The following is a 25,101-nucleotide window of genomic DNA, read 5'->3' as shown; positions in this document are numbered from 1 at the left end:
AAGACATGTCCAAGCTGATCTCCAAATGGAACTACCCGACCACCGTCCGCTTCGGCGCCGGGCGCATCAAGGAACTGCCTGAGGTGCTCGCTGCCACCGGCATTAAGCGGCCGCTATTCGTCACCGATCCGGGGTTGGCGAAACTGCCGGTCGTCGCTTCGACGCTGAAAATCCTCGACGACGCCAAGGTATCCTATGGCGTGTTCTCCGAGGTGAAGCCGAACCCGGTCGATTCCAACCTCACCGCCGGGATCGCCGTGTTCAAGAAGGGCAAGCATGACGGCGTCATCGCCTTCGGCGGCGGTTCAGCGCTCGATCTCGGCAAGCTGATCGCGTTCCAGGCTGGCCAGACGCGGCCGATCTGGGACTTTGAGGATGTCGGCGACTGGTGGACGCGCGCCAATTCGGATGCCATCGCGCCGATCATAGCCGTGCCGACCACTGCCGGCACAGGCTCGGAAGTCGGGCGTGCCGGCGTCATCACCAATGAGGCGACGCACACCAAGAAGGTGATCTTCCATCCGAAGCTTTTGCCGGCAATCGTCATTGCCGATCCGGAACTGTCGGTCGGCATGCCCGGCTTCATCACCGCCGGCACCGGCATGGATGCGCTGGCGCACTGCCTCGAAGCCTATTGCGCGCCGGGCTATCACCCGATGGCCGACGGCATTGCGGTGGAAGGTGTGCGCCTGGTGTTCGAGAACCTGCCCAAGGCCTACGCCAACGGCAAGGACCTTGTCGCGCGCGCCCACATGATGAGTGCGGCCGCCATGGGTGCTGCCGCCTTCCAGAAGGGTCTTGGCGCCATCCACTCGCTGTCGCATCCGATCGGCGCGCTCTACGACACCCATCACGGCATGACGAATGCGGTGTTCATGCCCTATGTCTTGGCCTTCAATCGCGACTCCATCGAGGAGCGGATTGCCCGGCTCGCTGCCTATTGCGGCATCAAGGGTGGCTTCGACGGCTTTGCCAAAGCGATCATCAAGCTGCGCAAGGAATTGAAGGTGCCGCATGCGCTGCCCGATCTGATCAAGGGGCTCGACATGGACAAGAAGCGCAAAGGGCTGATCGCCGACATGGCGGTGGTCGATCCGACCGCCGGCGGCAACCCGGTCAGGCTGACCAAAAAGGCGGCGCTGACGCTGCTCGAGAACACTATCGCCGGCACTGTCTGAGGCGGTTTCTGCGCCGGACGTGATCTAAAAACGAAGGGAAAGGAAGGGCAAGGGGGCAAAAAGCAAGGCAATAAACCATTAGCCGGGAAATTAAGTCGAGGCTAATTGCTACAGCCGGTTAAAAAGAGTTAACTTTTCGTACCGCCGGGGGCCAGTTTCAAAAAGCTTTCATCTGGCTGTCATATGAAACCGATACCGCATCGCAGGCGTCCAGGACGCCAGTTCAACGGAGAGAACACATGTTCAAGTTCACAGGGAAAGTGCTTTCCCTTTCGGCCGTCGCCCTCATGGCGACCTCTGCTATCTCGTCGGCCCAGTCCATGGATGAACTGGTTGCCGCAGCGAAGAAGGAAGGCCAGCTCACCACCATCGCGCTGCCCCATGACTGGTGCGGCTACGGCGCCGTCATCGACGGGTTCAAGGCGAAGTATCCTGAGATCACCATCAACGAACTCAACCCCGATGCCGGCTCCGGCGACGAGGTCGAGGCGATCAAGGCCAACAAGGACAACAAGGGCCCGCAGGCGCCCGACGTCATCGACGTTGGCCTGTCCTTCGGCCCGACCGCCAAGGCTGACGGCCTGATCCAGCCCTACAAAGTGTCGACCTGGGACTCGATCCCCGACAGCGCCAAGGATGCCGATGGTTACTGGACCGGCGACTACTATGGCGTGCTATCCTTCCTGGTGAACAAGGACCTCGTCAAGGAAGCGCCTGCTGACTGGGCTGACCTGCTGAAGCCGGAATTCGCCAACACCGTGGCGCTTGCCGGCGACCCGCGCGCCTCGAACCAGGCCATCCAGGCCGTCTACGCGGCCGGCATTTCCGGTGGTGCGGCTGCCGGCGAAGCTGCTGGCACTGCTGGTCTCGACTTCTTCAAGAAGCTTAACGCCGCCGGCAATTTCGTGCCGGTCATCGGCAAACCGGCGACCCTGGCACAAGGCCAGACGCCGATCCTGGTGACCTGGGATTACAATGCACTTGCCGGTCGCGACACGCTGAAGGGCAATCCGCCCGTCGACGTCGTCGTGCCCAAGACCGGTGTCGTTGCCGGCGTCTATGTGCAGGCGATCAGTGCTTTCGCACCGCATCCGAACGCTGCCAAGCTCTGGCTGGAGTATCTCTACTCCGACGAAGGCCAGATCGGCTGGCTGAAGGGCTATTGCCACCCGATCCGCTTCAACGATCTTGCCAAGAACGGCAAGCTCCCGGCGGACGTGATGGCCAAGCTGCCGCCGGCCGAGGCTTACGCTGCCGCGGTGTTCCCGACGCTGGACGAGCAGGGCAAGGCAAAGGAAGCCGTCACCAAGAACTGGGATGCCGTCGTCGGCGCCAACGTCAAGTAAGGCTTGAAACCAACCGGGCGGCCTCGCGGCCGCCCGGTGTTCCTCGGAGACGGTAGCCGGCGCATGACAGATATCTCGCTTTCCGATCACGCAGTTGCCGGGAAGACCGCGCCCCCCAGCGAGGCGCGTGCAATGCGACTGCCGACGCAATGGCTCGGCGTTGCGCCATTCTTCATCTTCGCCATCATGTTCCTGATCCTACCCACGCTCTATCTGATGCTGGGTGCATTCCAGAACGATGCCGGCGAATTCACGTTCGAAAACATAGCAGCACTGGCGCAGCCATCGATTGTCGCCGCCTACTGGATCTCGCTCAAGGTCAGCCTTTCCTCGTCGCTGATCGGCGCCTTCGCAGGTCTCGGCATCGCCATCGCCATCGTGCGCGGCGGCCTGCCGGAGTGGATACGTTCGGCGACGCTGACATTCTCCGGCGTGGCTTCCAATTTCGCCGGCGTACCGCTGGCCTTCGCCTTCATCGCCACGCTCGGACGCCTCGGTCTCGCCACGGTGCTGCTCAACACCGTGTTCGGCCTCAACATTTATGCGCACGGCTTCAACATCCTATCGTTCTGGGGCCTGACGCTGACCTATGTCTATTTCCAGATTCCCCTAATGGTGGTCATCATCACGCCGGCGATCGACGGCTTGAAGAAGGAGTGGGGCGAGGCTGCGGCGACGCTTGGCGCCACCCAGACGCAATACTGGCGCATGGTGGTCATCCCGGTGATCTGGCCGAGTTTCCTCGGCACGGTCATCCTGCTCTTCGCCAATGCCTTCGGCGCCATCGCCACCGCCTATGCGCTGACCGGCTCTTCACTCAACATCGTGCCGATCCTGCTCTATGCGCAGATACGCGGTGACGTGCTGCACAATGCCCATCTCGGCTATGCGATCGCCTTCGGCATGATCGTCATCACCGGGCTGGCCAATGTCTTCTACATTTGGTTCCGGACGCGCTCGGAGAGGTGGCTGAAATGAAGTCCGGAAAATTCTGGGCCTGGGTCGTCTTCGGGCTGGGCGCGGCCTATTTCTTCATTCCGCTGATCGCGACGGTGGAATTTTCCTTGCGCATGCGGCGCGGCGCTTATTCCTTCGACGCCTATCAGATCGTGCTTGGCGACCCTCGTTTTCAGGCGACCTTTGGCTACTCAGTGCTTGCCGCCATCTTCACCATCATTCTGGGCGTGTTGATCGTGGTGCCCGCCGCCTACTGGATTCGACTGCGCCTGCCGCAACTGCGGCCGATCGTAGAGTTCATCACGCTGCTGCCGCTGGTCATTCCCGCCATCGTCATCGTCTTCGGCTATATCAGGATGTACGGTTCGAATTCGCCGCTGCCGTTCCTGGCGACCGACATGGGCACAAATGCCTTGCTGGTCATCGGCTATGCAATGCTGGCGCTGCCCTACATGTATCGCGCGGTCGATACCGGACTGCGCACCATCGACGTCAGGACGCTGACCGAAGCGGCGCAGATCCTTGGCGCCGGTTGGGGCACGATCATTGGTCGTGTGATCCTGCCCAATGTGCTGATCGCCGTGCTGTCGGGCGCCTTCCTTACCTTCGCCATCGTCATTGGCGAATTCACCATGGCCAGCTTGCTCAACCGGCCCGCCTTCGGCCCCTATCTGCAAAACGTTGGCGCCAACCGCGCCTATGAGCCGGCGGCGCTTGCCATCATCGCCTTCGCCATCACCTGGGGCTGTATGTCGCTGATCCAGATCCTGTCCCGTTTCGCGCCGAGATCGGCGAACCGCCCGAACTGATCGACAAAGTACTGATCGAAAGAAAAAGCCATGGCCGAACCATTCCTCTCCATCCAGCATGTGCGAAAATCCTTCGGCGCCACCACCGTGGTCGAAGATTTCAATCTTGATGTCGAGCCGGGCGAGTTCGTTTCCTTCCTTGGGCCATCGGGTTGCGGCAAGACCACCGTGCTGCGCATGGTCGCCGGTTTCGAAGAGCCGTCGGCGGGCAAGATCGTCGTCGCAGGCAAGGACATCACGAGGCTAAAGCCCAACCAGCGCAATGTCGGCATGGTGTTCCAAGCCTATGCGCTGTTCCCCAACCTGACGGTGGCGCAAAACATCGGCTTTGGCCTGAAGGTCGCCGGCATGCCCAAGGCGGACATCGACAGACGCGTGGCCGAGATGCTCGACATCATCAAGCTGCCGCAGATGGCCGACCGCTATCCCTACCAGCTCTCCGGCGGCCAGCAACAGCGCATCGCGCTGGCCCGCGCCATCGCGCCGAAGCCGAAGCTGCTTTTGCTCGACGAGCCGCTGTCGGCGCTCGACGCCAAGGTGCGCGTCTCGCTGCGCGAGGAAATCCGCTCGATCCAGAAGAAGCTCGGCATCACTACCATCTTCGTCACACATGACCAGGAAGAGGCGCTGTCGATCTCGGACCGCATCGCGGTGATGTATGGCGGCAAGGCCGAGCAGGTCGGCACCCCGTTCGAGATCTACAACCGGCCGGCGACCAAGTTCGTCGCCAATTTCGTCGGCACGCTGAACGTGCTCGAAGGCACTGTCACCGATGCCGCGTCCGGCAAGGTGCGCGTCAACACGCAGGAAGTCTCGCTAATGGGCAAGCTCAACGGCTCGAAGTCCGGTGACACGCTGTCGCTGGCGCTGCGACCGGAGGCGATTTCGCTCGGACGCCAACCCGGGCGCGATTCAAGCCTGTCGGGCGAAATCTCCGAAGTGCACTTCCTCGGCTCAGTCATTCGCGTTCGCGTCGGCATCGGCGGCAACACGGTGTCGCTCGACACCTTCAACAGCCCGGCAACGCCACCGCCCGCGGTCGGCGAGAAGGCCGACATATCGTTCTCATCAAGCGATATGCTGGTGCTGCACTAGCAAGCAGCATTTTGGCGCGACCGAGGCGGTCGATTCGAGCTGGCGCGATGAACGGCCGTATCATTGCCGGACCCCGAGTGCTGGATAATCAACAGCATCTTGCCATCCAGCCACTGCCCATGATGCCGCTTCGCCGCTACGATAGGCCATGGCGCTATTCGAACTTACCCTCATCCTGCTTCTGGCTGCCGTCGCGCTGACGGCGCTGTCGCGGCGGCTGGAAATTCCCTATCCGTCCCTGCTGGCTCTGGCCGGGGTCGCGATCGCCTTCGTACCCGGTGCGCCGACAATCGAGATCGATCCGGAACTGGCGCTTGCCCTGTTCATCGCGCCGGTGCTTCTCGACGCCGCCTATGACACGTCGCTGCGCGACCTCAAGCGCTACCGGCTGTCGCTCGCGCTGCTGGCGCTAGGCGCCGTCGTCTTCACCACCGTGGTGGTTGCCTTCGTCGGCTGGAAGATGGCCGGCCTGCCGATCGCGGCGGCAATCGCGCTTGGCGCCATCGTCGCGCCGCCGGATGCGGTGGCCGCATCCGCCGTGCTCAGCCAGTTCAAGGTACCGCACCGCATCACCGCCATCCTGCAGGGCGAGAGCCTGCTCAACGATGCCACGGCGCTGCTGATCTACCGGCTGGCGGTTTCGGCGGCGCTTGGCACGATCATGCTCAGCAACGCCGTTCCGGTGATCCTGCTGGCAACGATCGGCAGTGTGATCGCGGGCTATCTGTTTGGCCGCGTCTCGCTGCTGGCGCTCGGCCGCATCGAGGATGCGGCGAGCAGCACGGTGGTGCAGTTTGCCGGAACCTTCGCCGTGTGGATCATCGCCGACAGGCTGGGCCTTTCCGCCATCATCACCATCGTCGTCTATGCCATGACCATTGCGCGCAGGGCGCCGCGCCAGTCGTCGGCGAGACGCCGCGTCAGCACCTATTCGGTCTGGGAGTCGGCCGTGTTCGTGCTCAACGTGCTGGCTTTCGTGCTGATGGGCCTGCAGGCACGCACGATCGTTGGCAGGATGGCCGGCGACGGGCAAGGCGAAGCATTCCTTTTCGCCGCAACGGTGCTGGTCGTCGTTATCGTCGCGCGCCTTGTCTGGGTGGCGAGTTACGTCGCGATCATCCGGTGGCTTGCCCGCTTCGGCAGCCAAGAGGCAAGGCGGGAATTGCCGACATTCGGCGGCGCCGTCATTGTCGGCTGGTGCGGCATGCGTGGGTTGGTGACGCTGGTGGTCGCCATTGCGCTGCCGGCCGATTTTCCCGGCCGCGACCCGATCGTGCTTGCCGCCTTCGCGGTGGTGCTGGGCACGCTGGTGCTGCAAGGCATGACGCTGAAGCCGCTGCTGCGCTGGATCAACTTCGACCCCGATAGAACCGTCGACAATGAGGTGGCGCAAGCGCGCGTCGCCATCATGCAGGCAGCACTGGACGTGCTGAGCCGCAAGACATCTGCGGCCGCCGCCGTCGTGCGCGAACAGTATGAAGCGCAGCGCCTGATTGCGGAAAACCCGGAGGACGCTCAGGCCGCGACCGAATACGACCGGCTGCGCCTCTATGCCATCAACCGCCAGCGCGACACGCTCGAGGAGTTGCGCAGCAACGGCACGATCGGCGACGAAGCCTACCACCGGCTGGAGGAAGAGATCGACTGGGCCGAACTGGCGGCATCGCCGGCGGGCCGGTTCCAGCCGCTGACCACATCATAGACGCTGGCCCAGTTCCGCCGTCGTGCCGGTACATTGCAACCCATCTGCCGAACCGCTACTGCCAAAGCGAAATTGAGCCGGATAAGCAATGAAGCTGGTCAGCTACAACATCCAGTACGGGTTCGGCGGCGATGGCCGTTACGATCTTTCGCGCTGCACCAAGCTGGTCGACGGCGCCGATATCATCGCGCTGCAGGAGGTCGAGCGGCATTGGCAGCGCACCAATGAGGACGACCAGCCGGAGGTCCTGTCCAAGCTGCTGCCTAGCTATTACTGGGTCTATGGCCCGGCCTTCGACATGGACGCCAGTGAGCAGCGCGACGGCCGGGTCGTCAACCGCCGCCGCCAGTTCGGCACCATGCTGCTGTCGAAGCTGCCGATCGCCTGGTCGCGGCTGCACGCGCTGCCCATGCGCCGCACGCTGCGGCCGCTCAACACGCGCAACGCCGCGCTCGAATGCATGATCCGCACGCCGGCCGGACCGGTAAGGGTCCTGTCGCTGCATCTCGCCCATATCGCGGCGGAGGAGCGTCTGGAGCAGATCGACTATCTCTTGGCCGAGCATCGCCGCGCGCCGTCCGAGGGCGGCCCGTGGAGCGGCGCGGACGATGAGCCTTCGCGCAACTGGACCAGTGGCGAGGCCGAGCCGGAAAACCCGACAGCTGCGATCTGGATGGGCGATTTCAACATGGAGCCGGGCAGCGCCGAATACAGCCGCATCGTCGGCAGCACGCCCTATCATCGCGGGGCAGCTTATCTCGACGGCTTTGTTGATGCCGCTGCCGTCGCTAGCGAGCCGGCTGCCGATTTCCACACCCATGTGAAAACGATCGACGGGAAAGTGGCAAAACGCCGGCTCGACCATTGCTTCGTCGGCGGTATGTTCGCGGACCGTGTGCGCTCGGTCAGTGCCGATATAGGCGAGATCGCTTCAGACCATTTTCCGGTCCGGATCGATATCGATCTCGAAACGCCTTTGAGCTCGGGAGATCGGTGAGCCCTCAATGACGCTTTTCGTCTTTTTCGCGGTGCTTGCCGCCGCCGCCATGCACGCGATCTGGAACGCGCTGGTCAAGGTGCATCTCGATCGCTTCCTGTCGATCACGCTGATGACGCTGGGCATGGGTTTTGCCGCACTGTTCGTGCTGCCCTTCGTCGAGTTTCCAAAGGCCGCGGTATGGCCCTTTATAATCGCCTCGGTGCTCTTTCACATGGGCTACCGGACCTTCCTGATCGGCGCCTACAAGGCCGGCGATTTCGCCCAGACCTATCCGCTGGCGCGCGGCACGGCGCCGCTTTTGACCGCCCTCGGGGGCGTTGTCGTGGTGCAGGAGATGCCGGCGCCGTTCGCCATCCTCGGCATCCTGCTGCTGTCGGCCGGCACGCTGGTGATGTCGTTTCGCGGCGGCGCGCATCTGGAGCGGATCAATGTGCGCGCGGTCGGCTTTGCGCTCGGCACTTCGATTTTCATATCCAGCTATACGCTCTCCGACGGCAGCGGCGCGCGGCTGGCCGCAACGGCAACGAGCTATGCCGCATGGCTGTTCATCTGCGATGCCACGTGGGCGCTGGTGCTGTGCCTCATCTTTCGCGGGCCCAAGGCGCTGCCCGTGCTGGCGCGTGACTGGAAGGCAGGCCTGTTCACCGGCGTGCTCAGCGGCGCGGCCTACTGGATCGTCATGTGGGCGATGACCAAGGCGCCGATCGCCTCGGTGGCGTCGTTGCGCGAGACGTCGATCCTGTTTGCCATGATGATCTCGGTTTTCGCGCTCGGCGAGAAGATGACAGGCTGGCGCGGCGCCGCCGCGCTCAGCATCGTCGCCGGTGTCGTGGCCCTCAGACTGGGCTGAGAGCCTGATACTTCAGCCGAGCACCGTCATCACCTGTCCGCGCCGTTCCGGACTGAAGCGGATGACGACGATGATGCAGACGGCGACCACGCCTGCAAACAGCGCCAGCGCGTAGCCATAGCTGCCTCCAGACGCCTCGGCGATGCCGGCCTGGTAGGGACCGCCATAGGACGCCGCGAGATTGCCGGCCTGGTAGATGAAGCCGGGCAAGGTTGCCCGCACCGCGCCGGGCGACAGCTCGTTAAGATGCACCGGGATGACGCCCCAGGCGCCCTGCACCGCGACCTGCATGACGAAGGCGCCGATGGCCAGCATGAACGGTGTCGAGCTGAAGGCCCAGAGCGGAATCGAGGGCAAGGCAATCAGGCAGGCGAGCGTTATCGCGTTGACGCGGCCGATCTTCTCCGACAGTGCGCCGAACGCCAACCCGCCGACGATGGCGCCGATATTGGCGACGATGGTGATCCAGCTCACCGTGTGCGGGTCGAAGCCATGCTGCTTCTTGAGGAAGGTCGGGTAGAGGTCCTGCGTGCCGTGGCTGAAGAAATTGAAGAACATCATCAGCACGACCGCATAGACGGCGACGCCCCAGTGCTTCCGCAGCGTTTCAAGAAGGCCAGGTCTGACGGATTTCTGCGCCTCGACGAAGGCCGGCGATTCCGGCACATGCGAGCGGATGAAGAGCACGATCAGTGCCGGCAGGAAGGAGAGCAGGAACATGGCGCGCCAGCCGATCGTGTAACCACCGATCGTCTGCTGGTAGAGCACGCCGTAAACCACGGCCGCCAGAAGGTAGCCGGTAGGATAGCCGCATTGCAGGATGCCCGAGACCATGCCGCGGGCACTGGACGGAATGGACTCCATGGCGAGCGAACTGCCCAGCCCCCATTCGCCGCCCATGGCGATGCCGAACAGAGCGCGCAGCGCGAGGAAAATGCCGAGATTGGGCGAGAAGGCAGCCAGCGCGCCGACCACCGAATAGCTGACGATGTTGAGCATCAGAATGGGCTTGCGCCCATATTTGTCGGCCAGCCTGCCGAAGAAGAAGGCGCCGATGAAGCGTGTCGCCAGCGTCAGGAACAACGCTTTGGAGACTGCCGGAACGTCAGTGTTGAATCCGGTTGCGATATCAGTGAGCAGGAACGTCAGAAGGAAGAAATCAAAAGCGTCGAGCGTCCAGCCGAGGAAGGAGGCAAGGACGGTTTTCTTCTGTTGCGCGGTGAGAGCCACGACGTTCCTCCTAAGCGCCCCGGGGAACGATATGTTCCTTGGGGCGCAAAAGAGAACAGGCGTCAGCCGGCTTTCGAAAGAAGCGCGGTCACTTTTTCGTAATGTCGAGATCGAACACCATCAGCCCGTCGGTGCCGCCTTCGAGCGCTGCGACCAATCGGGCGCCGGCGCGCTGATGCGCTTCATGCACGAGATAGGCGTCGCGGGCGGCGGCATCGCGGAAGTCGATGGTGAAGGCATGGCTGAAGCCGCGCGCGAACGGCTCCGGGCTGACATTGGTGCTGAAATGGACCGTGTCCATGCCGTCGACAACGGAGCGCAGTGCTTCGAGATCGGCGTGGATTGCGGTGCGCTCGGTGGCGGGCACATCGCTGCGGAAGCGTACGAAGACGCAGTGTCTGATCATTGGTTCGTTCTCCCAAGTGGCTATGCGGCCCGATTGCCGGAGAACACCGCCGGCGGCAGCGGCTCGCGGCCGAGGATGATGTCGGCGCCTTTTTCGCCGACCATGATGGTCGGCGCATTGGTGTTGGAGGAAGGCACGCGCGGCATCACCGAGGCATCGCAGACGCGCAGGCCCTCGATGCCGCGCAGGCGCAGGTCCGGTGTGACCACCGCCATATCGTCATGGCCCATGCGGCAGGTGCCCACGGGGTGATGGTCGGTCTTGGCGGTGCGGCAGGCATAGTCGATCAGCTCGTCGTCGCTGGCGAGCGATGGTCCGGGCAGCACCTCGCGCAACACGTAAGGTGCAAGCGCCTTCTGCCGCATGATCTCGCGCGCAAGCCTGAGGCCCTTGATCGACATGGCGCGGTCATAAGGGTCCGACCAATAGTTGGGATCGATCAGCGGGTGGTCGGCCGGGTCGGCGCTGCTCAGCCGCACCGTGCCGCGCGAGCGCGGGCGCAGGAAGGCCGAGTTCAAGGTCACGCCGGGGTTCTTCAACCTCTCGACGCCGGCCTCGATGCCGGAGCCGAGTCCCAGATGGAACTGGATGTCGGGCGAGGCGGCGGTCGGATCGGCGTACCAGAAGCCGCCGGTCTCGAACAGGCTGGAGGCGACCGGCCCTTTCTTCAGCAGCAGATACTGCAAGCCGGCCCACGCGGTGCGGTGCAGCTTGGCGTAGTTGTCATAGGTGTGGTCGCCGGTGCATTCGGCGATGACGAACAAATCGAGATGGTCCTGCATGTTGGAGCCGACACCGGGCAGATCATGCACCGGCGTCACGCCGACCGATTTCAGGTGATCAGCCGGGCCGATGCCCGACTGCATCAACAGCTTCGGCGAACCGATGGCGCCGGACGAGACGATCACTTCGCGCTCGGCGCGCATGATGGTCTTCTCGCCGCCGGGTTTGTCGACGATCTCGACGCCGGTGGCGCGGCCTTTCTCGACGACGATGCGGGTGACCAGCACATCGGTTCGGACCGTCAGGTTCTTGCGGGCGCGGATGGGCTTCAAATAGGCGACCGAAGCGGATGAGCGCCGGGCGTCCTTCTGGGTCAGCTGGTAGTAGCCGACGCCTTCCTGGCTAGCGCCGTTGAAATCCGGGTTGAAGGGGATGCCCATCTCTTGGCCGGCGCGGAAATAGGCTTCGCAAATCGGCAGCGGCGAAATAGGGTTAGACACGCCGAGCGGCCCCTGGTCGCCGTGAAAATCGTTGGCGAAGCGCTGGTTGTTCTCGGCGCGCTTGAAATAAGGCAGCACGTCGCGATAGCCCCAGCCCGCGAGGCCCTCTTCCTTCTCCCATGCGTCGTAGTCGCGAGCGTTGCCGCGCGTGTATATCTGGGCATTGATGGACGAGCCGCCGCCGACCACCTTCGCCTGCGTATACCAGAAGACGCGGTCCTGCATGTGCCTCTGCGGCACGGTCGACCAGCCCCAGGAAGCGATGCCCTTGGTCATCTTGGCAAAGCCCGCCGGCATGTGGATGTAGGGGTGCCAGTCCTTGCCGCCGGCCTCGAGCAGCAGCACGGAATTCGCTGGATCCTCGCTCAGCCGGTTGGCCAGAACGCAGCCGGCCGGGCCGGCACCTACGATGATGTAGTCGGTCATAACCCTATCCACCTACAGTCGAGGCACGGAGAGCGCGCCGTCGACATTGATAATCGAGCCTGTGGAAAAGCCGAGCTTGCCGGCGGCAAGCGTCGCCACCACGGCGCCGATGTCCGATGCTTCGCCCCAGCGTTTTGCCGGCACCAGGCCGCTGTCGATAAGCGCGTCGTATTTGGCTGATACGCTCGCGGTCATGTCGGTGCGAATGATGCCCGGCCGCAGTTCGAACACGCCGATGTTTTCCGGCGCAAGCCGTAGCGCCAGGTTCTTCACCCACATCGAAAGGCCGGCTTTCGAGATGCAGTAGTCGGCGCGTTCCGGCGAGGCCATATCGGCGCTGACCGAGGTGATGGTGATGATCGAGCGCGGATGATTGCTGGGAGCCGCCAGCATCGCCTTGGCGACGGCCTGGCTAAGGAAGACTGTGCCGCGCAGATTGACGTCCAGCGCACGGTCGAAATTCTCGGGCTTCAGCTCCAGCAGATCGCCGCGCACCACGGCGCCGATGCCGGCATTGTTGACGAGGCAGTCGATGCGGCTGAAGGCACGTATGGCGGCGTCGACGAGGGCCGTGTGATCCTCGAGGTTGGCGATATCACAACGGACATAGGCGAACTCCGCACCCCGTGCGGTGATGTTGGCGGCCAGTTCGTCCGGCGCTTGTTCGGCAAGGTCGGCGATCAAAATGTCGAAGCCGTCCCCGGCCAGCGCCTCGGCGCAGGCGAGCCCAATGCCGCGCGCACCGCCGGTGACGATTGCTGCGGGGCGGGTCATGCCGCGAGGTCCGTTCGGCGAATATGCTCGGCCACGCGCAGCGCCTGTGCCGCAATCGACAGCGCCGGATTCACGGCGGCCGAGTTCGGCAAAAAACTGGCGTCGACAACGAACAGGTTCGGGTGGTCGAAGGCGCGGCAGAAAGGGTCGAGCGGCGACGTCCCCGGATGGTCGCCCATTTTCACCGTGCCGCACTGGTGCGAGGGCGTGCGCTTGTCGAAGGGACGCGACAGCACGATGGGATAACCGCAGGCGCGGAAGTTCTCACGCATCACCCTGGTCAGCCCGTCCAGCGACTGCATGTTGGAGCGCCGCCATTGCATGACGATGTCCTTGCCGTCGACCATGATGCGGCTTCCCGGATCGGGTAGATCCTCGCACATCAGATACCAGTCGACGGCGTGACCGGCCATGTAATCGAGCGCGAATTTCGGCACGCGTTTGACGTTGGCCTTCAACATGTTGCCGTCGATCTTGCCGAGCAGCTGGACGTTGCCGAGCGGCTTGCCGCCTTTGCCGTCGGAGAGATAGTAGTCATTCAGCATCAGCGTCTTCTGGTAGACGCTGTCGTTCCTGCGGCGCGGATCGATCGCCAGCATGGCGCTCGAATTATGGTTCATGAAATTGCGGCCGACCTGGTCGGAGCTGTTGGCGAGGCCTTTGCCGTCTGATGACGGCGAGCGCAGCAGGATGACGGCGGAATTGACCGCGCCGGCGGACAGGATGACCAGCTTCGGCGCGACTTTCTTCAGCTCGCCATTCTGACGGTAGTGAACGGCAGCGATGCTTTTGCCGTCGGACGACGCTTCGAGATATTCGACATGGCAGCCGGTTTCGAGTCGGATATTGCTGTCCTTGAGTGCAGCCGTCAGCGGTCCGGTCTGCGCATCGACCTTGCCCTGGGCGGTATTGGGGAATGCGTCCCAGCCGGTCTTGCCCTCTTTCAGCCAGGTGTCGATGTCGACGCCGAGCGGCAGCGAGGCCGGATGCAGGCCGAGGGCTTTCAACTCAGCGCGGGCGCGGGCAATCGGCGCTTCGTCGGGCACCGGCTTGAAAGCATAGGGGATCGAGTGGAACGGTTCGGTCGGGTCTTCGCCGAGCGAGCCGCGGACGCGAAACAGCTGCTCGGCTTTCGAATACCAAGGCTCGAATTCATCGTAGGAAAACGGCCATGCCGGCGAGACGCCACCGAAGTGCTCCATGGCGGCGAAATCCTCTTTGCGGTAGCGGATCAGCACCGCGCCGTAGAATTTCGAATTGCCGCCGACATAGTAGTAATTGCCGGGGTTGAAGGCCGCACCGCCGGCCTCGCGCCACATCTCCTTCGGACGGTAGTGGCCGTCGACGAAGATGGAGCGCGTGTCGCGGGCATGCGGCGTTGCCGTCAAGGGCTCACCGCGCTCCAGCATCAGGATCGAGGCACCGCTGCCCGCCAGACCGGAGGCGATCGTAGCGCCGCCGATACCGGAGCCGATGATGACGATATCGGGGCTGACCATCTCGATCAGCGGATGCGGTGTTCGGTCGCCGGATCGAAGAACACGGCCTTGGTCAGGTTGAAGGCGAGCGGCGTGCTGGTGCCCGGCTGGATGTTGGCGTCGGCCCGCAACCGCGCCACCACGCCCTTGCCGCCGAGGTTGGTCACCGCGAACGTGTCGGACCCTGCCGGCTCGACCACTTCGATGTGCAGGTCGGCAGTGGCAATGTTGGAGGCGTTGCGTTCCGCACCTTCCGGATCGGTCAGCGCTTCCGGGCGCACGCCGAAGATGATCGGCTTGCCCTGGAATGCCGAAAGACCCGCCGGCGCGTTGGCCATCGGCAGCGTGATCGGCTCGCGCGCCTCGCGCTCCAACACGACGGACAGCGCATTGCCCGACGTGGCAATGGTCGCCGGGATCAGGTTCATCGCTGGCGAACCCATGAAGTCGGCGACGAACAAATTGGTCGGGTTGTTGTAGATCTCGGCCGGGGTGCCGAACTGCTGCACCTCGCCGTCGCGCATGACGGCGATCTTGGTAGCCAGCGTCATCGCCTCGATCTGGTCGTGGGTGACGTAGACGATGGTTGTGCCGGTGGTGGCATGCAGGCGCTTGATCTCGATGCGCATGTCAACGCGCAATTTGGCGTCGAGGTTGGACAAAGGCTCGTCGAACAGGAACAGCTTGGGGTCGCGCACCAGCGCCCGGCCCATGGCGACGCGCTGGCGCTGGCCGCCGGAAAGCTGGCTCGGCTTGCGCTGCAGGAGGTGGCCGATCTGCAGGACCTTGGCCACCTTGTCGATCGCCTTTTGGCGTTCGTCGGCCGGCACGCCGCGCATCTCCATGCCGAAGGAGATGTTTCCGGCCACCGTCATGTTCGGATAGAGCGCATAGCTCTGGAACACCATGGCGATGTCGCGCTTGGATGGGTGCAGATCGTTGATGGCGCGGCCGTCGACGCGGATTTCGCCCTCGGTGATCTGCTCCAGGCCGGCAATCGTGTTGAGCAAGGTGGACTTGCCGCAGCCGGACGGGCCGACCAGCACCAGGAAGCCGCCCTTTTCGAGCTCGACATCGATGCCCTTCAGGATCTCGACATTCCCGAAGCGCTTCTTCAGCCCATCAATTTCCAGAAAAGCCATGGTCGTTCCTTCCGAATTGATCAGCCCTTGACCGCGCCAGCCATCAGCCCGCGCACGAAATAGCGGCCGGCGACGACATAGACGATCAGGGTGGGCAGAGCCGCGATCATCGCGGCCGCCATGTTGACGTTGTATTCGACGACGCCGGTCGAGGTGTTGACGACGTTGTTGAGCGCCACCGTCATCGGCATGGAGTCGCCTGTGCCGGCGTAAGCCGAAGCGAACAGGAAGTCGTTCCAGATGTTGGTGAACTGGTAGATGACGGTGACGACGAAGATCGGCATCGAGTTCGGCAGCATGATGCGGCGGAAGATCTGGAAGAAGGAGGCGCCGTCGACCTGTGCGGCCTTGATCAGCTCGTTCGGGAATGCCTCGTAATAGTTGCGGAAAAACAGTGTGGTGAAGCCGATGCCGTAGACGACATGGACGAAGACCAGGTTGACCGTCGGATTGCCGAGACCGAAACTCGTACCCGTCGCATTCTGCAGCTTCACGCCGAAACGTCCCAGGCTGCCGAGGATGGTCGCCATCGGCAGCAGCACCGACTGGAACGGAATGAAGCAGGCAAACAGCATCAGCCCGAACACCAGCGTGGCGCCGCGAAAACGCCATTTGGTCAAGACGTAGCCGTTGAGCGCGCCGAGCATGGTCGAGATCAGTACGGCTGGAACCACCATCTTGATCGAGTTCCAGAAATAGCCCTTGATGCCGGCGCAGGTGAGGCCGACGCAGGTCTCGCCCCAGGCCTTCAGCCACGGGTCGAAGGTCGGCGCCGTGGGCAACGCCAGCATGTTGCCGTTCTGGATCTCGTCCATGGTCTTGAACGAGGTCACCAGCATGACGAACAGCGGCATCAGATAGAACAGCGCAAACAGCGCCAGAAGCCCGTAGATGACGATGCGGTTGAGGGTCTTGGTGCTGATGCCGCCGGAGGCCTGCCGGGAAGCAGCGGGGCGGGCAGGGGTGGCGACAGCGCTCATCGCGGCTTCTCCCGCAGTTCGGAATAGAGATAGGGCACGATGATGGCGACGATGGTCATCAGCATGATCACGGCACTGGCCGAGCCGACGGCCATTTCGTTGCGCTTGAAGGTGTACTCATACATGAAGTTGGACGGCAGCCAGGCCGAGCCACCGGGGCCGCCGCTGGTCAGCGCCACCACGAGATCGTAGGACTTGATGGCAAGGTGCGCGAGCACGATGAAGGCCGACAGGAAGATTGGCCGCAGCAGCGGAATGACGATGCGGCGGTAGAGCTGGAAGGTGGTGGCACCGTCGATCTGCGCCGCCTTCATGATCTCGCCGTCAATGCCACGCAGGCCGGCCAGGAACATCGCCATGATGAAGCCGGAGGCCTGCCAGACGCCGGCAATGACCACCGTGTAGATGACGAAATCCTTGTTCTTGATCCAGTCGAAATGGAAGCTCGTCCAGCCCCACTGATGCAAGGTCTGCTCAAGACCGAGGCCGGGGTCGAGGAACCATTTCCAGGCGACGCCGGTGACGATGAAGGACAGCGCCATCGGGTAGAGATAGATCGGCCGCAACACGCCTTCGCCGCGAATCTTCTGGTCGAGCAGGATGGCCAGGAACAGGCCGAGCGCCAGGCAGATGGCGATGTAGAGAAAGCCAAAAATGCCCATATTGACGATCGACGTGTACCAGCTCGATGGCGGGTCGGAGTCGAACGTCCAGCCCCACAGCCGTAGATACGCGCGTGGTCCGGTAATGACATAGGACGGGAAGGTCTTGGAATTGGTGAAGGACAGATAGACTGTCCACAGGATGAAGCCATAGACGAAGACGATGGTGATGGCGAAGCTCGGCGCCAGCACGATCTTCGGCAGCGCGTCCTGCAGTCGCGCGCGCACGGAGGGGCGAGACCGCTCGGGTGTCAGCTTGATCTGGGTCGTCGCTACACTGCTCATGAGGCTCCTCCCGTTCGGGTCGTCCGTGCTCTGCCGTCAGGCGGCAAGGCGGCCCCGTGCATACGGGTCTCTGGTCGGCATGGTGTTCAAGAGTGCTTTCACCGTTTCACGGAAACGGCGAACCTCTCTAACTCTTTCTTTTACGCAATTCCGGCCGGAAAACCGCTCACACTTTTCTTGGAATTGCGCCAGCTGGCCAATCCTTAGGTGACACCTTCCCCGCCGAAGCGGGGAAGGTGTGTTTCTGGCCAGCGCTTACTTGGCGTCGTCGATTGCCTTGACCAGTTCGGTCACGGCTTCGTCCGAGGTCTTGATCTGACCGTGGACGAACTTCGAAACGACGTCCTTGTAGGCATTGGCGACCGCCGGAGGCGCGCCATAGCCCTGGGCAAGCGAGCCGAACAGTGTGCCGCCTTCGTTGGCAGCCTTCAGGTCGGCGATGCCCTTCTTGCCGCACGCGTCGAAGTCGGTGTCCGGAACGTCGGTACGGGCGGGAACCGAACCCTTGACGACGTTGAAGGCCGACTGGAAGCTCTTCGACAGGGTGGCGGTGGCCAACGCGACCTGGGCGGCCTTGCGGTCGTCCGGAACGTTGAACATGCCGAACATGTCGGAGTTGTAGACCACCGAGCCTTCCGTGCCCGGGAAGCGATAGCACAGGAAGTCGGTGCCCGGCGTTTTCTTGGCGGCGTTGAACTCGCCCTTGGCCCAGTCACCCATCACCTGCACCAGGGCATCGCCCTTGATGACCATGGCGGTGGCAAGGTTCCAGTCGCGGCCCGAGAAGTTCGGGTCGACATAGGTGACGAGCTTGGCGAGGTTGTCGAACGACTTCTTCATCGTGTCCGACTTGAGGGACTCGTCGTCGAGGTCGTTGAAGGCCTTCTTGTAGAACTCAGGTCCGCCGGTCGACAGCACAACCGAGTCGAACATGGTGGCTTCCTGCCAGTTCTGGCCGCCAAGGGCGAGCGGAATGACGCCAGCCGCCTTGGCTTTGTCGAGCAGGGCGACGAAGTCGTCGAAGGTCTTTGGCTCGGTGCCGCCGATCTTGTCCATCACCGCCTTGTTGATCCACAGCCAGTTGACGGAGTGGACGTTGACTGGAGCAGCGACCCACTTGCCGTCATAGACGGAGAACTTCTGCAGGGCTGCCGGAACCGACTTGTCCCAGCCTTCCTTCTTCGCCGTTTCGGTCAGGTCGCCCATCACGCCGGCCGCCGCATAGTCGAGCACGGTGTAGCCGAGCATCTGCGACGCGGTCGGGTAATTTCCGGCCGCGACCATCGCCTTCAGCGCAGTCATGGCGGCGTCGCCGCCACCACCGGCCACCGGCACGTCCTTCCAGGCATAGCCTTCCTTGGCAAGGTCGCCCTTGAGGACGTTGAGAGCAGCCGCTTCGCCGCCCGACGTCCACCAATGCAGCATCTGCACTTCCTTGACGTCCTCGGCATGGGCCGAGAAAGCAAAGGCCGTCGCAAGAGCCGTTCCGATAAGCAGTTTGCGCAACATGTACTACCTCCCTTGTTGCATTACACGACCGGTGGAAGCCCACCGGGTTCTTCCAAACTCAGCCGACCCACCAACCGGTGCGCTGGCCGCGATGAAACTGGATTGTCTTTTCCTCGGTATAATCCTCGACAGCGCGTTTGCCGAGTTCGCGTCCGATGCCGGACTGCTTGTAGCCCCCGAATGGCAACTCGGGAAAGCCTTCCATGAATGTGTTCACCCAAACGGTCCCCGAACGCACACCACGCGCCACCGACATACAAGTGTCGATGCTGGCGCTCCACACCCCTGCAGACAGACCATAGGGCGTGTTGTTGGCGATGTGCAACGCCTTTTCAATCGATCCAAAAGTCAGCACGGAGAGCACCGGGCCAAACACTTCCTCGCGCGCAATAGCCATGTCTTCGGTAACGCCGCGAATGATGGTCGGATCGAGGTACTGGCCGGCATTGGACGCCAATTGGCCGCCACCGCTATAGACATTGCTGCCGTCTTTTGCTGCTGCCGCGACGTAATCTGCGACCTTGGTCAGATGGTCGGCGGAAATCATCGCGCCAACCTTGGTTCGGTCGTCGAGTGGGTCGCCGACCGTTACCTTGGCGGTCAGGGCCTTGACAGTGGCGAGGAAATCGTCGGCGATGGCTTCATGCACGATCAGCCGACTGCCGGCATTGCAGCATTCGCCGGCGTTGAAGAAGCCGCCGAACACTGCTGCGTCAGCGGCCGCCTCGAGATCGGCATCGGGGAAGACGATCTGGCCGTTCTTGCCGCCGAGCTCCATCGAGACTTTCTTCAGCGACTGCGCGGCGGAAGCCATGGTCATCTTGCCGACGCGGGTCGAGCCGGTGAACGACACCATCTCGACGAGCGGATGGCTGACCATCGGCCCCCCGACATCGGCGCCGAGGCCAGCCAGGATGTTGACAACGCCCGCGGGCAGGCCGGCCTGCATCAGGATGTCACCGAGCACGAAGGTCGAGGCCGAGGTCATTTCGCTCGGCTTGACCACCGCGGTGCAGCCGGCGGCGAGCGCGAAGGGCAGTTTCTGGCTGACGATCAGGAACGGGAAATTCCACGGGGTGATGATCGAGACGACGCCGATCGGCTCGCGCAGGACCACGCCCAGCATGGCGTCGCCGAGATTGGCGTAGCTTTCGCCGTGCAGCGTGCGGGCGAGCGAGGCGGCATAGCGCCAGATGTCGATGGCGCCGCCGATCTCGCCGCGCGCCTGGGCGATCGGCTTGCCGGATTCCAGCGCATCGAGTCGGGCGATGTCTTCGCGCTGGGCCTCGATCAGGTCGGCCGTCTTGAGCAGGATGGCGGCGCGCTCGGCCGCCTTCGTGCGCGGCCACGGGCCGGTCTCGAATGCCTTGTGCGCGGCCTGCATGGCCGCCTCCACCTCGGCCTCGCCGGCCTGCGCATAGCGCGAAACGGTGAAGCCATGGCCGGGGCTGTTGCGCGCAATCGTGCGGCCGTCACGGGCATCGACATGCTTGCCGTCGATCAGGAGCTTGTAAGCCTTCGGCGCCTTGGACGCCTCGGCTGGCATCGAAATGTTGAGCGGTGCGTTCATCATGCTTTCTCTACGATCTTGAAAAGGCCGGCTTCTGCTTGGCCTTGAAGGCGCTCACGCCGGCTTTGAGGTCGCCGGTCAGCGCAACGAAGCCGCTGGCGAGCGCCTCGGTGGCGGCCGCACTTTCCTCGCCTTCGGCGACTGCGATCATCAGCTTGGCGGCTTCGGTTGCGAGCGGCCCGCGCCCGGCGATTTTTTCGGCCCAAGTCCTGGCCTCTGCCAGCGCCTGGCCGGTCTCGACCACGCGGTCAACGACGCCGAGGGCAAGCGCGTCGGAGGCGGCAAAGAGCTCGCCGCCGAGTGCCATGCGGCGCACGATCTGGGCCCCAAAGCGGCGCACGGCGCGCTGCGTGCCGGACCAACCGGGGACGACGCCGATCGATGTCTCGGGGAAGCCGAGCTTCACCTGCGTTTCGGCGACACGGAAGTCGCAGGCGACCGCCAGCTCCAGCCCGCCACCCAGCGCATGGCCGGAAAGCACCGCGATGGTCGGCTGCCGCAGCCGCGCCAGTCGGTCGAAGACACGGTGGCCGTAGCGCACCCATTGCACCTGAAAGTCGGCAGCGCTCATTTGTGCCCAGGCCTCGACGTCGCCGCCGGCGCAAAAGCCTTTGCCTTCGCCGCGGATCAGCACGACGCGCACGCCTTCAGCCATTTCGGCTTCGTCGAGCGCTGTCTCGAGCGCGCGCAGCATCGGAATGTCCAGCGCGTTGAACTTCTCCGGCCGGCGCAGCGTGACGATGCCGATGGCGCCGTCCTGCTCGAAGGTGACGAGGCGCTCAGCCATGCGCGCCTCCGAGAGAAGCGCCACCATTCAGCGACAGGCCGATCGGCCGGTCCTGATAGAGAGCCGCCGGCGTGAACTTGAGATCGTTGGCGATGCCGAGCGGAATCTCTGACTGCGCCAGCACATCGCGTTCGAGGTCGATGCCGGGCGCCAGTTCCGTCACCATCAGACCGTCCGGCGTCAGCTTCATCACGCAGCGCTCGGTGACGTAGGTGATGTCCTGGCCTTGCGCGACGGCGCGCTTGCCGGAGAAGGAGATGTGTTCGACCTCGTTGACCACCTTCTTGACCTTGCCTTCTGCATCGATGCGGATGCCGCCATCGGCGAGCGACAGTTTTGCGCCGGCATTGAAGAAGCCGGAGAAGACGATCTTTTTCGCCCGTGCCGTGATGTCGACAAAGCCGCCGGCCCCGGCGGTGACATGTGGCCGGGCCGAGAGTTTCGACACGTTGACGGAGCCATGGCGGTCGATCTGCAAGAAGGAGAGCAGCGAGGCATCGAAGCCGCCGGCCTGGAAATAGATGAACTGGTGCGGCGAGGGCATGATCGCCTCGGCATTGGAAGCGCAGCCGAACTTGAAGTCGAGCAGCGGCACGCCGCCGACCGCGCCCTGCTCGATCACCCAGGTGACCTTGCCGTGCTGGCCTTCCTCGAGAAGGATACGCGGCACATTGGCCGAGATGCCGAAGCCGATATTGACGGCGATGCCATCGCGCAGCTCCATGGCGACGCGGCGCGCGATTACTTTCTGGACGTTCATCTCGGCGTTGCGAAAGCTTGACAGCGGGCGGAAGATCTCGCCCGAAATCGCCGGGTCGTAAGGCGTCAGCGTCGTCTGCAACTGGTCCGGCGCCACCACGATGTGGTCGACCAGCACGCCGGGCACGCGCACGTCATGCGGCTTCAGCGTGCCGTTCTCGACGACGCGCTTGACCTGCGCAATGACGATGCCGCCATTGTTGCGGGCGGCGAGCGCCTGTTCGAGGCCGCCCAAATAGGCGCCTTCATGCTCGTAAGTGAGGTTGCCGCGCTCGTCGGCGGTGGTGGCGCGGATGATCGAAACGTTGGGCACGATCGAGCGGAAATAGAGCCATTCCTCGCCGTCGAACTGCTGCACCGAGACGATCGGCTCGCTTGCAGCCTCATTCATGGCGCAGCCCTGGTGGCGCGGGTCGGCAAAAGTGTCGAGGCCGACCTTGGTCAGCACGCCCGGCCGCTTGGCGGCGGCCTCGCGGTGCATGTCGAACAGGATGCCGGAGGGCACGTTGTAGGCGGCGACCGAATTGTCGCCGATCATCTTCCATATCTGCGGCGGCTCGAACGAGGAGGGGCCTGAGGGATAGGAGCCGCAGAGCGTGCGCTTCAACAAGCCGGGCTTGGCCAGATGGTCGATGCCCTTGATGCCATACATGTCGCCGGCGGCGATCGGGTGCAGCGTGGTGATGTTTTTCGGATGGCCTTCGGCGTCGAAGCGCCCGCCGATGGCGGCGAGCACGGCGTCAGGGCAGCCAAGGCCGCTCGACGACGAGACTGAGACGGTCATGCCGTCCTTGATGAGGCTGGCGGCCTGCTGTGCGGAGACGACCTTGCTCACTTGGCGCTCCCGAGTTTCGGCTCGATGGCAACCGCCTTGCCGGATTTCCCGGACAACAACGCTGCTTCGGCGGAGGCTAGTGACCAGACACCGTCCTCGCCGGTTGCGGAGGGCTGGCCCGCGCCGCTGATAGCGGCATGGAACTGGCGCAGCGACCTGAGGTAGAGGTCTTCGCGGTCGAAGCTCAGCTCTTCCTCGCCTTTGGCGGTGCGCAGCAGCACGGTACCAATCGGCTTCTGCGTCATCACATTTTTTGCGATCAGCGAGCCTTCGGAACCATGCACCTCAAAGCCGGTATCGGCGAACTTGGTGGTGAAGCCTTCATGCGACTGGGCAATCACGCCAGACCTGAAGCGCCAGATGCACATGGCGCCGTCTTCCAGCCCGCTGCCGGCCATGCCGGCCGACTGGGTGAAGGCGGAGACCTCGACCGGGTCGTCGCCGAGCACGAAGCGCAGCGTGTCGGCATCGTGCACGGTGATGTCGAGCACCACGCCGCCGCCGGCTTCCGGTCTGGTGATGCGCCAGCCCTGCAGGTTCTCCGGCAGATAGACGGAATGGAACACACGCGCGGCGATCGGCTTGCCGATGCGACCCGCCGCGATGGCGTCGCGCATGGCGCGGTGGGCGCCGGCATTGCGCAGATGATGATTGGTGCCAAGCACGACACCGGCTTCCTTGGCGGCGGCGACCATTGTGCGCGCGTCGGCGCTGTTCAGCGCCAGCGGCTTTTCGCACAGAACATGCTTTCCCGCCTTGATCGCAGCCAATGCCTGTTCGAGATGCAGTTCATTGGTGGTCGAGATGTAGACGGCGTCGATTTCGGCGCCGAGCAGGTCGTCCAGCGTCGAGACGGCAAGCGGAATATTCTGTTCCGCGGCATAAGTCTTGGCGCGCTGCGGACTGGAGCTCATCACCGCCGCGATCTCGCCACCCTCTTGCGCGCGGATGGCGTTGATCATGAACTGTTTGGCGATCGTGCTGGCGCCGATCAGTCCCCATTTGACGCTCATGCCGCGTCTCCCATTCCTGCTGATGTGTCCTGGGCGCCGCGATCGGGACCGCAGCTGTCCCTGACGACCAGATTGACGGCGCCGATATGGTCCTCGGCATGCGTGATGCGCGACTGGATCATCTTCAGCATGACATGGGCGGCGCGTTCGCCGAGGCCGGGTGTGTCCACCGAGACGCTGGTCAGCGCCGGCATATAATGCTCGGCCTCGACCACGTCGTCGAAGCCGACGACGGCGAAATCCGCGCCGGGCTCCAGCCCGCGCTTGCGCAGCGCCAGCATGACGCCGAAGGCGACGGCGTCGTTGAAGCACAGCGCCGCCGTCGGCGGCTCGGCCATGGCAAGGGCGGTTTCCAGGCAGGCGATGCCGCCCCTGCGGCTGGTCTCGCCTTCGACGACAAGCACGTCGCGCCTGGCGATGCCCAATGTCTCGCAAGCTTGACGAAAACCGCCCAGGCGCTCCTGATAGACGACCAGGTCGGAGGTGCCGCCGAAGAAGGCCAGCCGGCGATGGCCCTTGCCGATCAGATGGGCGGCGGCGAGATACGCGCCGCGATGATTGTCAGGCGCGATCACCGGGATGCGGCTGTCCGGCAGGCGGCGCATGGCGAAGACGACCGGCACGCCCGCCATCTCGAGGCGACGGAAAGCGCCCGGCGTGGTGCCGCGTGCCGGTGACACGATCAGGCCTGCGACGCCCTGTTCCATCAGCGACTTCAGCACTTCTTCCTGGCGCACCGGGTTCTCCGCCGTGTTGGCGATGAAGGGCACTATGCCGGCCGACTGGAAGACGCGCTCCATGCCGACCGCCAGCTCGGCGAAAAAGGGGTTGGTGAGATCGTTGATGACCATGCCGATGACGTTGGAATGGGCTTTGCGCAGATTGGCGGCGCCGCGGTTGTAGACATAGCCGACATCCTCGATCGCCTTGCGAACCTTGACCGCGGTTTCAGGCCGGATCAGCCCTGAGCCTTGCAGCACAAGCGACACCGTCGATTTGGACACACCAGCCTCGCGGGCGATGTCCAGGATCGTTGCCTTGGCCCGGCTGGCCATGTCGGTGGTTTCCTCCGCCTGAATGAGCAA

Annotated in this window: 22 protein-coding genes; 8 read left to right on the top strand and 14 right to left on the bottom strand. The window is 63.6% G+C overall.

Going from position 1 to position 25,101, the window contains the following annotated elements; all coding sequences use genetic code 11:
* Nucleotides 1–5: 5 nt before the first annotated feature.
* The 8 genes from X756_RS163020 (at nucleotide 6) to X756_RS163055 (ending at nucleotide 8,937) form a co-directional block, all read left to right on the top strand.
* Complete coding sequence (locus X756_RS163020; RefSeq protein WP_023683212.1) at nucleotides 6–1,178, top strand: iron-containing alcohol dehydrogenase; 1,173 nt, start codon at nucleotides 6–8, stop codon at nucleotides 1,176–1,178.
* A gap of 239 nt (nucleotides 1,179–1,417) precedes the next feature.
* Nucleotides 1,418–2,524, top strand: coding sequence for an ABC transporter substrate-binding protein (locus X756_RS163025; protein WP_023671169.1), 1,107 nt, complete (start codon nucleotides 1,418–1,420; stop codon nucleotides 2,522–2,524).
* A gap of 63 nt (nucleotides 2,525–2,587) precedes the next feature.
* On the top strand, nucleotides 2,588–3,502 hold the full coding sequence (locus X756_RS163030; RefSeq protein WP_023671170.1) for an ABC transporter permease subunit: 915 nt from the start codon (nucleotides 2,588–2,590) through the stop codon (nucleotides 3,500–3,502).
* Nucleotides 3,499–4,290 carry an ABC transporter permease gene (locus X756_RS163035; RefSeq protein ID WP_023671171.1) on the top strand — a complete coding sequence of 264 codons (792 nt, stop codon included), beginning with the start codon at nucleotides 3,499–3,501 and terminating at the stop codon, nucleotides 4,288–4,290. The genes X756_RS163030 and X756_RS163035 overlap by 4 nt, the downstream gene beginning before the upstream one ends.
* Nucleotides 4,291–4,320: 30 nt before the next feature.
* Nucleotides 4,321–5,385, top strand: coding sequence for an ABC transporter ATP-binding protein (locus X756_RS163040; RefSeq protein ID WP_023701013.1), 1,065 nt, complete (start codon nucleotides 4,321–4,323; stop codon nucleotides 5,383–5,385).
* A gap of 148 nt (nucleotides 5,386–5,533) precedes the next feature.
* Nucleotides 5,534–7,087, top strand: coding sequence for a sodium:proton antiporter (locus X756_RS163045; protein WP_023728432.1), 1,554 nt, complete (start codon nucleotides 5,534–5,536; stop codon nucleotides 7,085–7,087).
* 88 nt (nucleotides 7,088–7,175) lie between these two features.
* Nucleotides 7,176–8,084, top strand: a complete 909-nt coding sequence (locus tag X756_RS163050; RefSeq protein WP_023671173.1) for an endonuclease/exonuclease/phosphatase family protein — start codon at nucleotides 7,176–7,178, stop codon at nucleotides 8,082–8,084.
* A gap of 7 nt (nucleotides 8,085–8,091) precedes the next feature.
* On the top strand, nucleotides 8,092–8,937 hold the full coding sequence (locus tag X756_RS163055) for an EamA family transporter (protein ID WP_023683217.1): 846 nt from the start codon (nucleotides 8,092–8,094) through the stop codon (nucleotides 8,935–8,937).
* A gap of 12 nt (nucleotides 8,938–8,949) precedes the next feature.
* Here X756_RS163055 and X756_RS163060 read toward each other — a convergent pair whose 3' ends face one another.
* The 14 genes from X756_RS163060 to X756_RS163125 all read right to left on the bottom strand — a co-directional run bounded on the left by X756_RS163060 (nucleotide 8,950) and on the right by X756_RS163125 (nucleotide 25,071).
* Nucleotides 8,950–10,167, bottom strand: a complete 1,218-nt coding sequence (locus X756_RS163060; protein WP_023728431.1) for an MFS transporter — start codon at nucleotides 10,165–10,167, stop codon at nucleotides 8,950–8,952.
* Between the two features lie 88 nt (nucleotides 10,168–10,255).
* Entirely contained in the window at nucleotides 10,256–10,573 is a 318-nt protein-coding gene (locus X756_RS163065) for a Dabb family protein (protein ID WP_023683219.1), read from the bottom strand.
* Nucleotides 10,574–10,593: 20 nt separating this feature from the next.
* On the bottom strand, nucleotides 10,594–12,222 hold the full coding sequence (locus tag X756_RS163070; RefSeq protein WP_023671177.1) for a choline dehydrogenase: 1,629 nt from the start codon (nucleotides 12,220–12,222) through the stop codon (nucleotides 10,594–10,596).
* A 12-nt stretch (nucleotides 12,223–12,234) separates the two neighbouring features.
* Nucleotides 12,235–12,996 (bottom strand): 3-ketoacyl-ACP reductase, encoded by a 762-nt coding sequence (locus X756_RS163075; RefSeq protein ID WP_023671178.1) that lies wholly within the window; start codon nucleotides 12,994–12,996, stop codon nucleotides 12,235–12,237.
* Nucleotides 12,993–14,495 carry a GMC family oxidoreductase gene (locus tag X756_RS163080; protein ID WP_023728430.1) on the bottom strand — a complete coding sequence of 501 codons (1,503 nt, stop codon included), beginning with the start codon at nucleotides 14,493–14,495 and terminating at the stop codon, nucleotides 12,993–12,995. Before X756_RS163080 ends, X756_RS163075 begins: the two co-directional genes overlap by 4 nt.
* 5 nt (nucleotides 14,496–14,500) lie before the next feature.
* Complete coding sequence (locus X756_RS163085) at nucleotides 14,501–15,616, bottom strand: ABC transporter ATP-binding protein (protein WP_023671180.1); 1,116 nt, start codon at nucleotides 15,614–15,616, stop codon at nucleotides 14,501–14,503.
* Nucleotides 15,617–15,636: 20 nt separating this feature from the next.
* Complete coding sequence (locus X756_RS163090) at nucleotides 15,637–16,596, bottom strand: carbohydrate ABC transporter permease (RefSeq protein ID WP_023728429.1); 960 nt, start codon at nucleotides 16,594–16,596, stop codon at nucleotides 15,637–15,639.
* A complete protein-coding gene (locus tag X756_RS163095; protein ID WP_023671182.1) occupies nucleotides 16,593–17,543 on the bottom strand; it encodes a sugar ABC transporter permease in 951 nt (316 codons plus the stop codon). Before X756_RS163095 ends, X756_RS163090 begins: the two co-directional genes overlap by 4 nt.
* 255 nt (nucleotides 17,544–17,798) lie before the next feature.
* On the bottom strand, nucleotides 17,799–19,052 hold the full coding sequence (locus tag X756_RS163100) for an ABC transporter substrate-binding protein (protein ID WP_027049809.1): 1,254 nt from the start codon (nucleotides 19,050–19,052) through the stop codon (nucleotides 17,799–17,801).
* Between the two features lie 58 nt (nucleotides 19,053–19,110).
* Complete coding sequence (locus tag X756_RS163105; protein ID WP_023728428.1) at nucleotides 19,111–20,622, bottom strand: aldehyde dehydrogenase family protein; 1,512 nt, start codon at nucleotides 20,620–20,622, stop codon at nucleotides 19,111–19,113.
* 10 nt (nucleotides 20,623–20,632) lie between these two features.
* Entirely contained in the window at nucleotides 20,633–21,409 is a 777-nt protein-coding gene (locus X756_RS163110) for an enoyl-CoA hydratase/isomerase family protein (RefSeq protein WP_023671185.1), read from the bottom strand.
* A complete protein-coding gene (locus tag X756_RS163115) occupies nucleotides 21,402–23,003 on the bottom strand; it encodes an acyl CoA:acetate/3-ketoacid CoA transferase (protein ID WP_023728427.1) in 1,602 nt (533 codons plus the stop codon). The genes X756_RS163110 and X756_RS163115 overlap by 8 nt, the downstream gene beginning before the upstream one ends.
* Nucleotides 23,000–24,016, bottom strand: a complete 1,017-nt coding sequence (locus X756_RS163120) for a Gfo/Idh/MocA family oxidoreductase (RefSeq protein WP_023728426.1) — start codon at nucleotides 24,014–24,016, stop codon at nucleotides 23,000–23,002. The genes X756_RS163115 and X756_RS163120 overlap by 4 nt, the downstream gene beginning before the upstream one ends.
* Nucleotides 24,013–25,071 (bottom strand): LacI family DNA-binding transcriptional regulator, encoded by a 1,059-nt coding sequence (locus tag X756_RS163125; protein ID WP_023728425.1) that lies wholly within the window; start codon nucleotides 25,069–25,071, stop codon nucleotides 24,013–24,015. The genes X756_RS163120 and X756_RS163125 overlap by 4 nt, the downstream gene beginning before the upstream one ends.
* Between the last annotated feature and the right edge of the window lie 30 nt (nucleotides 25,072–25,101).

Origin of the sequence: Mesorhizobium sp. LNJC405B00, from assembly GCF_000502615.1 — a bacterium.
Lineage (GTDB): Bacteria > Pseudomonadota > Alphaproteobacteria > Rhizobiales > Rhizobiaceae > Mesorhizobium.
Note: the sequence above shows the minus strand (reverse complement) of the source record. Positions and strands in the feature narration are given on the sequence as shown.

Excerpts from the sequence above, each read along its gene's own strand:
- X756_RS163020 (WP_023683212.1), top strand. The coding sequence starts at position 6 with ATGTCCAAGCTGATCTCCAAATGGAACTACCCGACCACCGTCCGCTTC.
- X756_RS163025 (WP_023671169.1), top strand. The coding sequence starts at position 1,418 with ATGTTCAAGTTCACAGGGAAAGTGCTTTCCCTTTCGGCCGTCGCCCTC.
- X756_RS163030 (WP_023671170.1), top strand. The coding sequence starts at position 2,588 with ATGACAGATATCTCGCTTTCCGATCACGCAGTTGCCGGGAAGACCGCG.
- X756_RS163035 (WP_023671171.1), top strand. The coding sequence starts at position 3,499 with ATGAAGTCCGGAAAATTCTGGGCCTGGGTCGTCTTCGGGCTGGGCGCG.
- X756_RS163040 (WP_023701013.1), top strand. The coding sequence starts at position 4,321 with ATGGCCGAACCATTCCTCTCCATCCAGCATGTGCGAAAATCCTTCGGC.
- X756_RS163045 (WP_023728432.1), top strand. The coding sequence starts at position 5,534 with ATGGCGCTATTCGAACTTACCCTCATCCTGCTTCTGGCTGCCGTCGCG.
- X756_RS163050 (WP_023671173.1), top strand. The coding sequence starts at position 7,176 with ATGAAGCTGGTCAGCTACAACATCCAGTACGGGTTCGGCGGCGATGGC.
- X756_RS163055 (WP_023683217.1), top strand. The coding sequence starts at position 8,092 with ATGACGCTTTTCGTCTTTTTCGCGGTGCTTGCCGCCGCCGCCATGCAC.
- X756_RS163065 (WP_023683219.1), bottom strand. The coding sequence starts at position 10,573 with ATGATCAGACACTGCGTCTTCGTACGCTTCCGCAGCGATGTGCCCGCC.
- X756_RS163070 (WP_023671177.1), bottom strand. The coding sequence starts at position 12,222 with ATGACCGACTACATCATCGTAGGTGCCGGCCCGGCCGGCTGCGTTCTG.
- X756_RS163075 (WP_023671178.1), bottom strand. The coding sequence starts at position 12,996 with ATGACCCGCCCCGCAGCAATCGTCACCGGCGGTGCGCGCGGCATTGGG.
- X756_RS163080 (WP_023728430.1), bottom strand. The coding sequence starts at position 14,495 with ATGGTCAGCCCCGATATCGTCATCATCGGCTCCGGTATCGGCGGCGCT.
- X756_RS163085 (WP_023671180.1), bottom strand. The coding sequence starts at position 15,616 with ATGGCTTTTCTGGAAATTGATGGGCTGAAGAAGCGCTTCGGGAATGTC.
- X756_RS163090 (WP_023728429.1), bottom strand. The coding sequence starts at position 16,596 with ATGAGCGCTGTCGCCACCCCTGCCCGCCCCGCTGCTTCCCGGCAGGCC.
- X756_RS163095 (WP_023671182.1), bottom strand. The coding sequence starts at position 17,543 with ATGAGCAGTGTAGCGACGACCCAGATCAAGCTGACACCCGAGCGGTCT.
- X756_RS163100 (WP_027049809.1), bottom strand. The coding sequence starts at position 19,052 with ATGTTGCGCAAACTGCTTATCGGAACGGCTCTTGCGACGGCCTTTGCT.
- X756_RS163105 (WP_023728428.1), bottom strand. The coding sequence starts at position 20,622 with ATGAACGCACCGCTCAACATTTCGATGCCAGCCGAGGCGTCCAAGGCG.
- X756_RS163110 (WP_023671185.1), bottom strand. The coding sequence starts at position 21,409 with ATGGCTGAGCGCCTCGTCACCTTCGAGCAGGACGGCGCCATCGGCATC.
- X756_RS163120 (WP_023728426.1), bottom strand. The coding sequence starts at position 24,016 with ATGAGCGTCAAATGGGGACTGATCGGCGCCAGCACGATCGCCAAACAG.
- X756_RS163125 (WP_023728425.1), bottom strand. The coding sequence starts at position 25,071 with ATGGCCAGCCGGGCCAAGGCAACGATCCTGGACATCGCCCGCGAGGCT.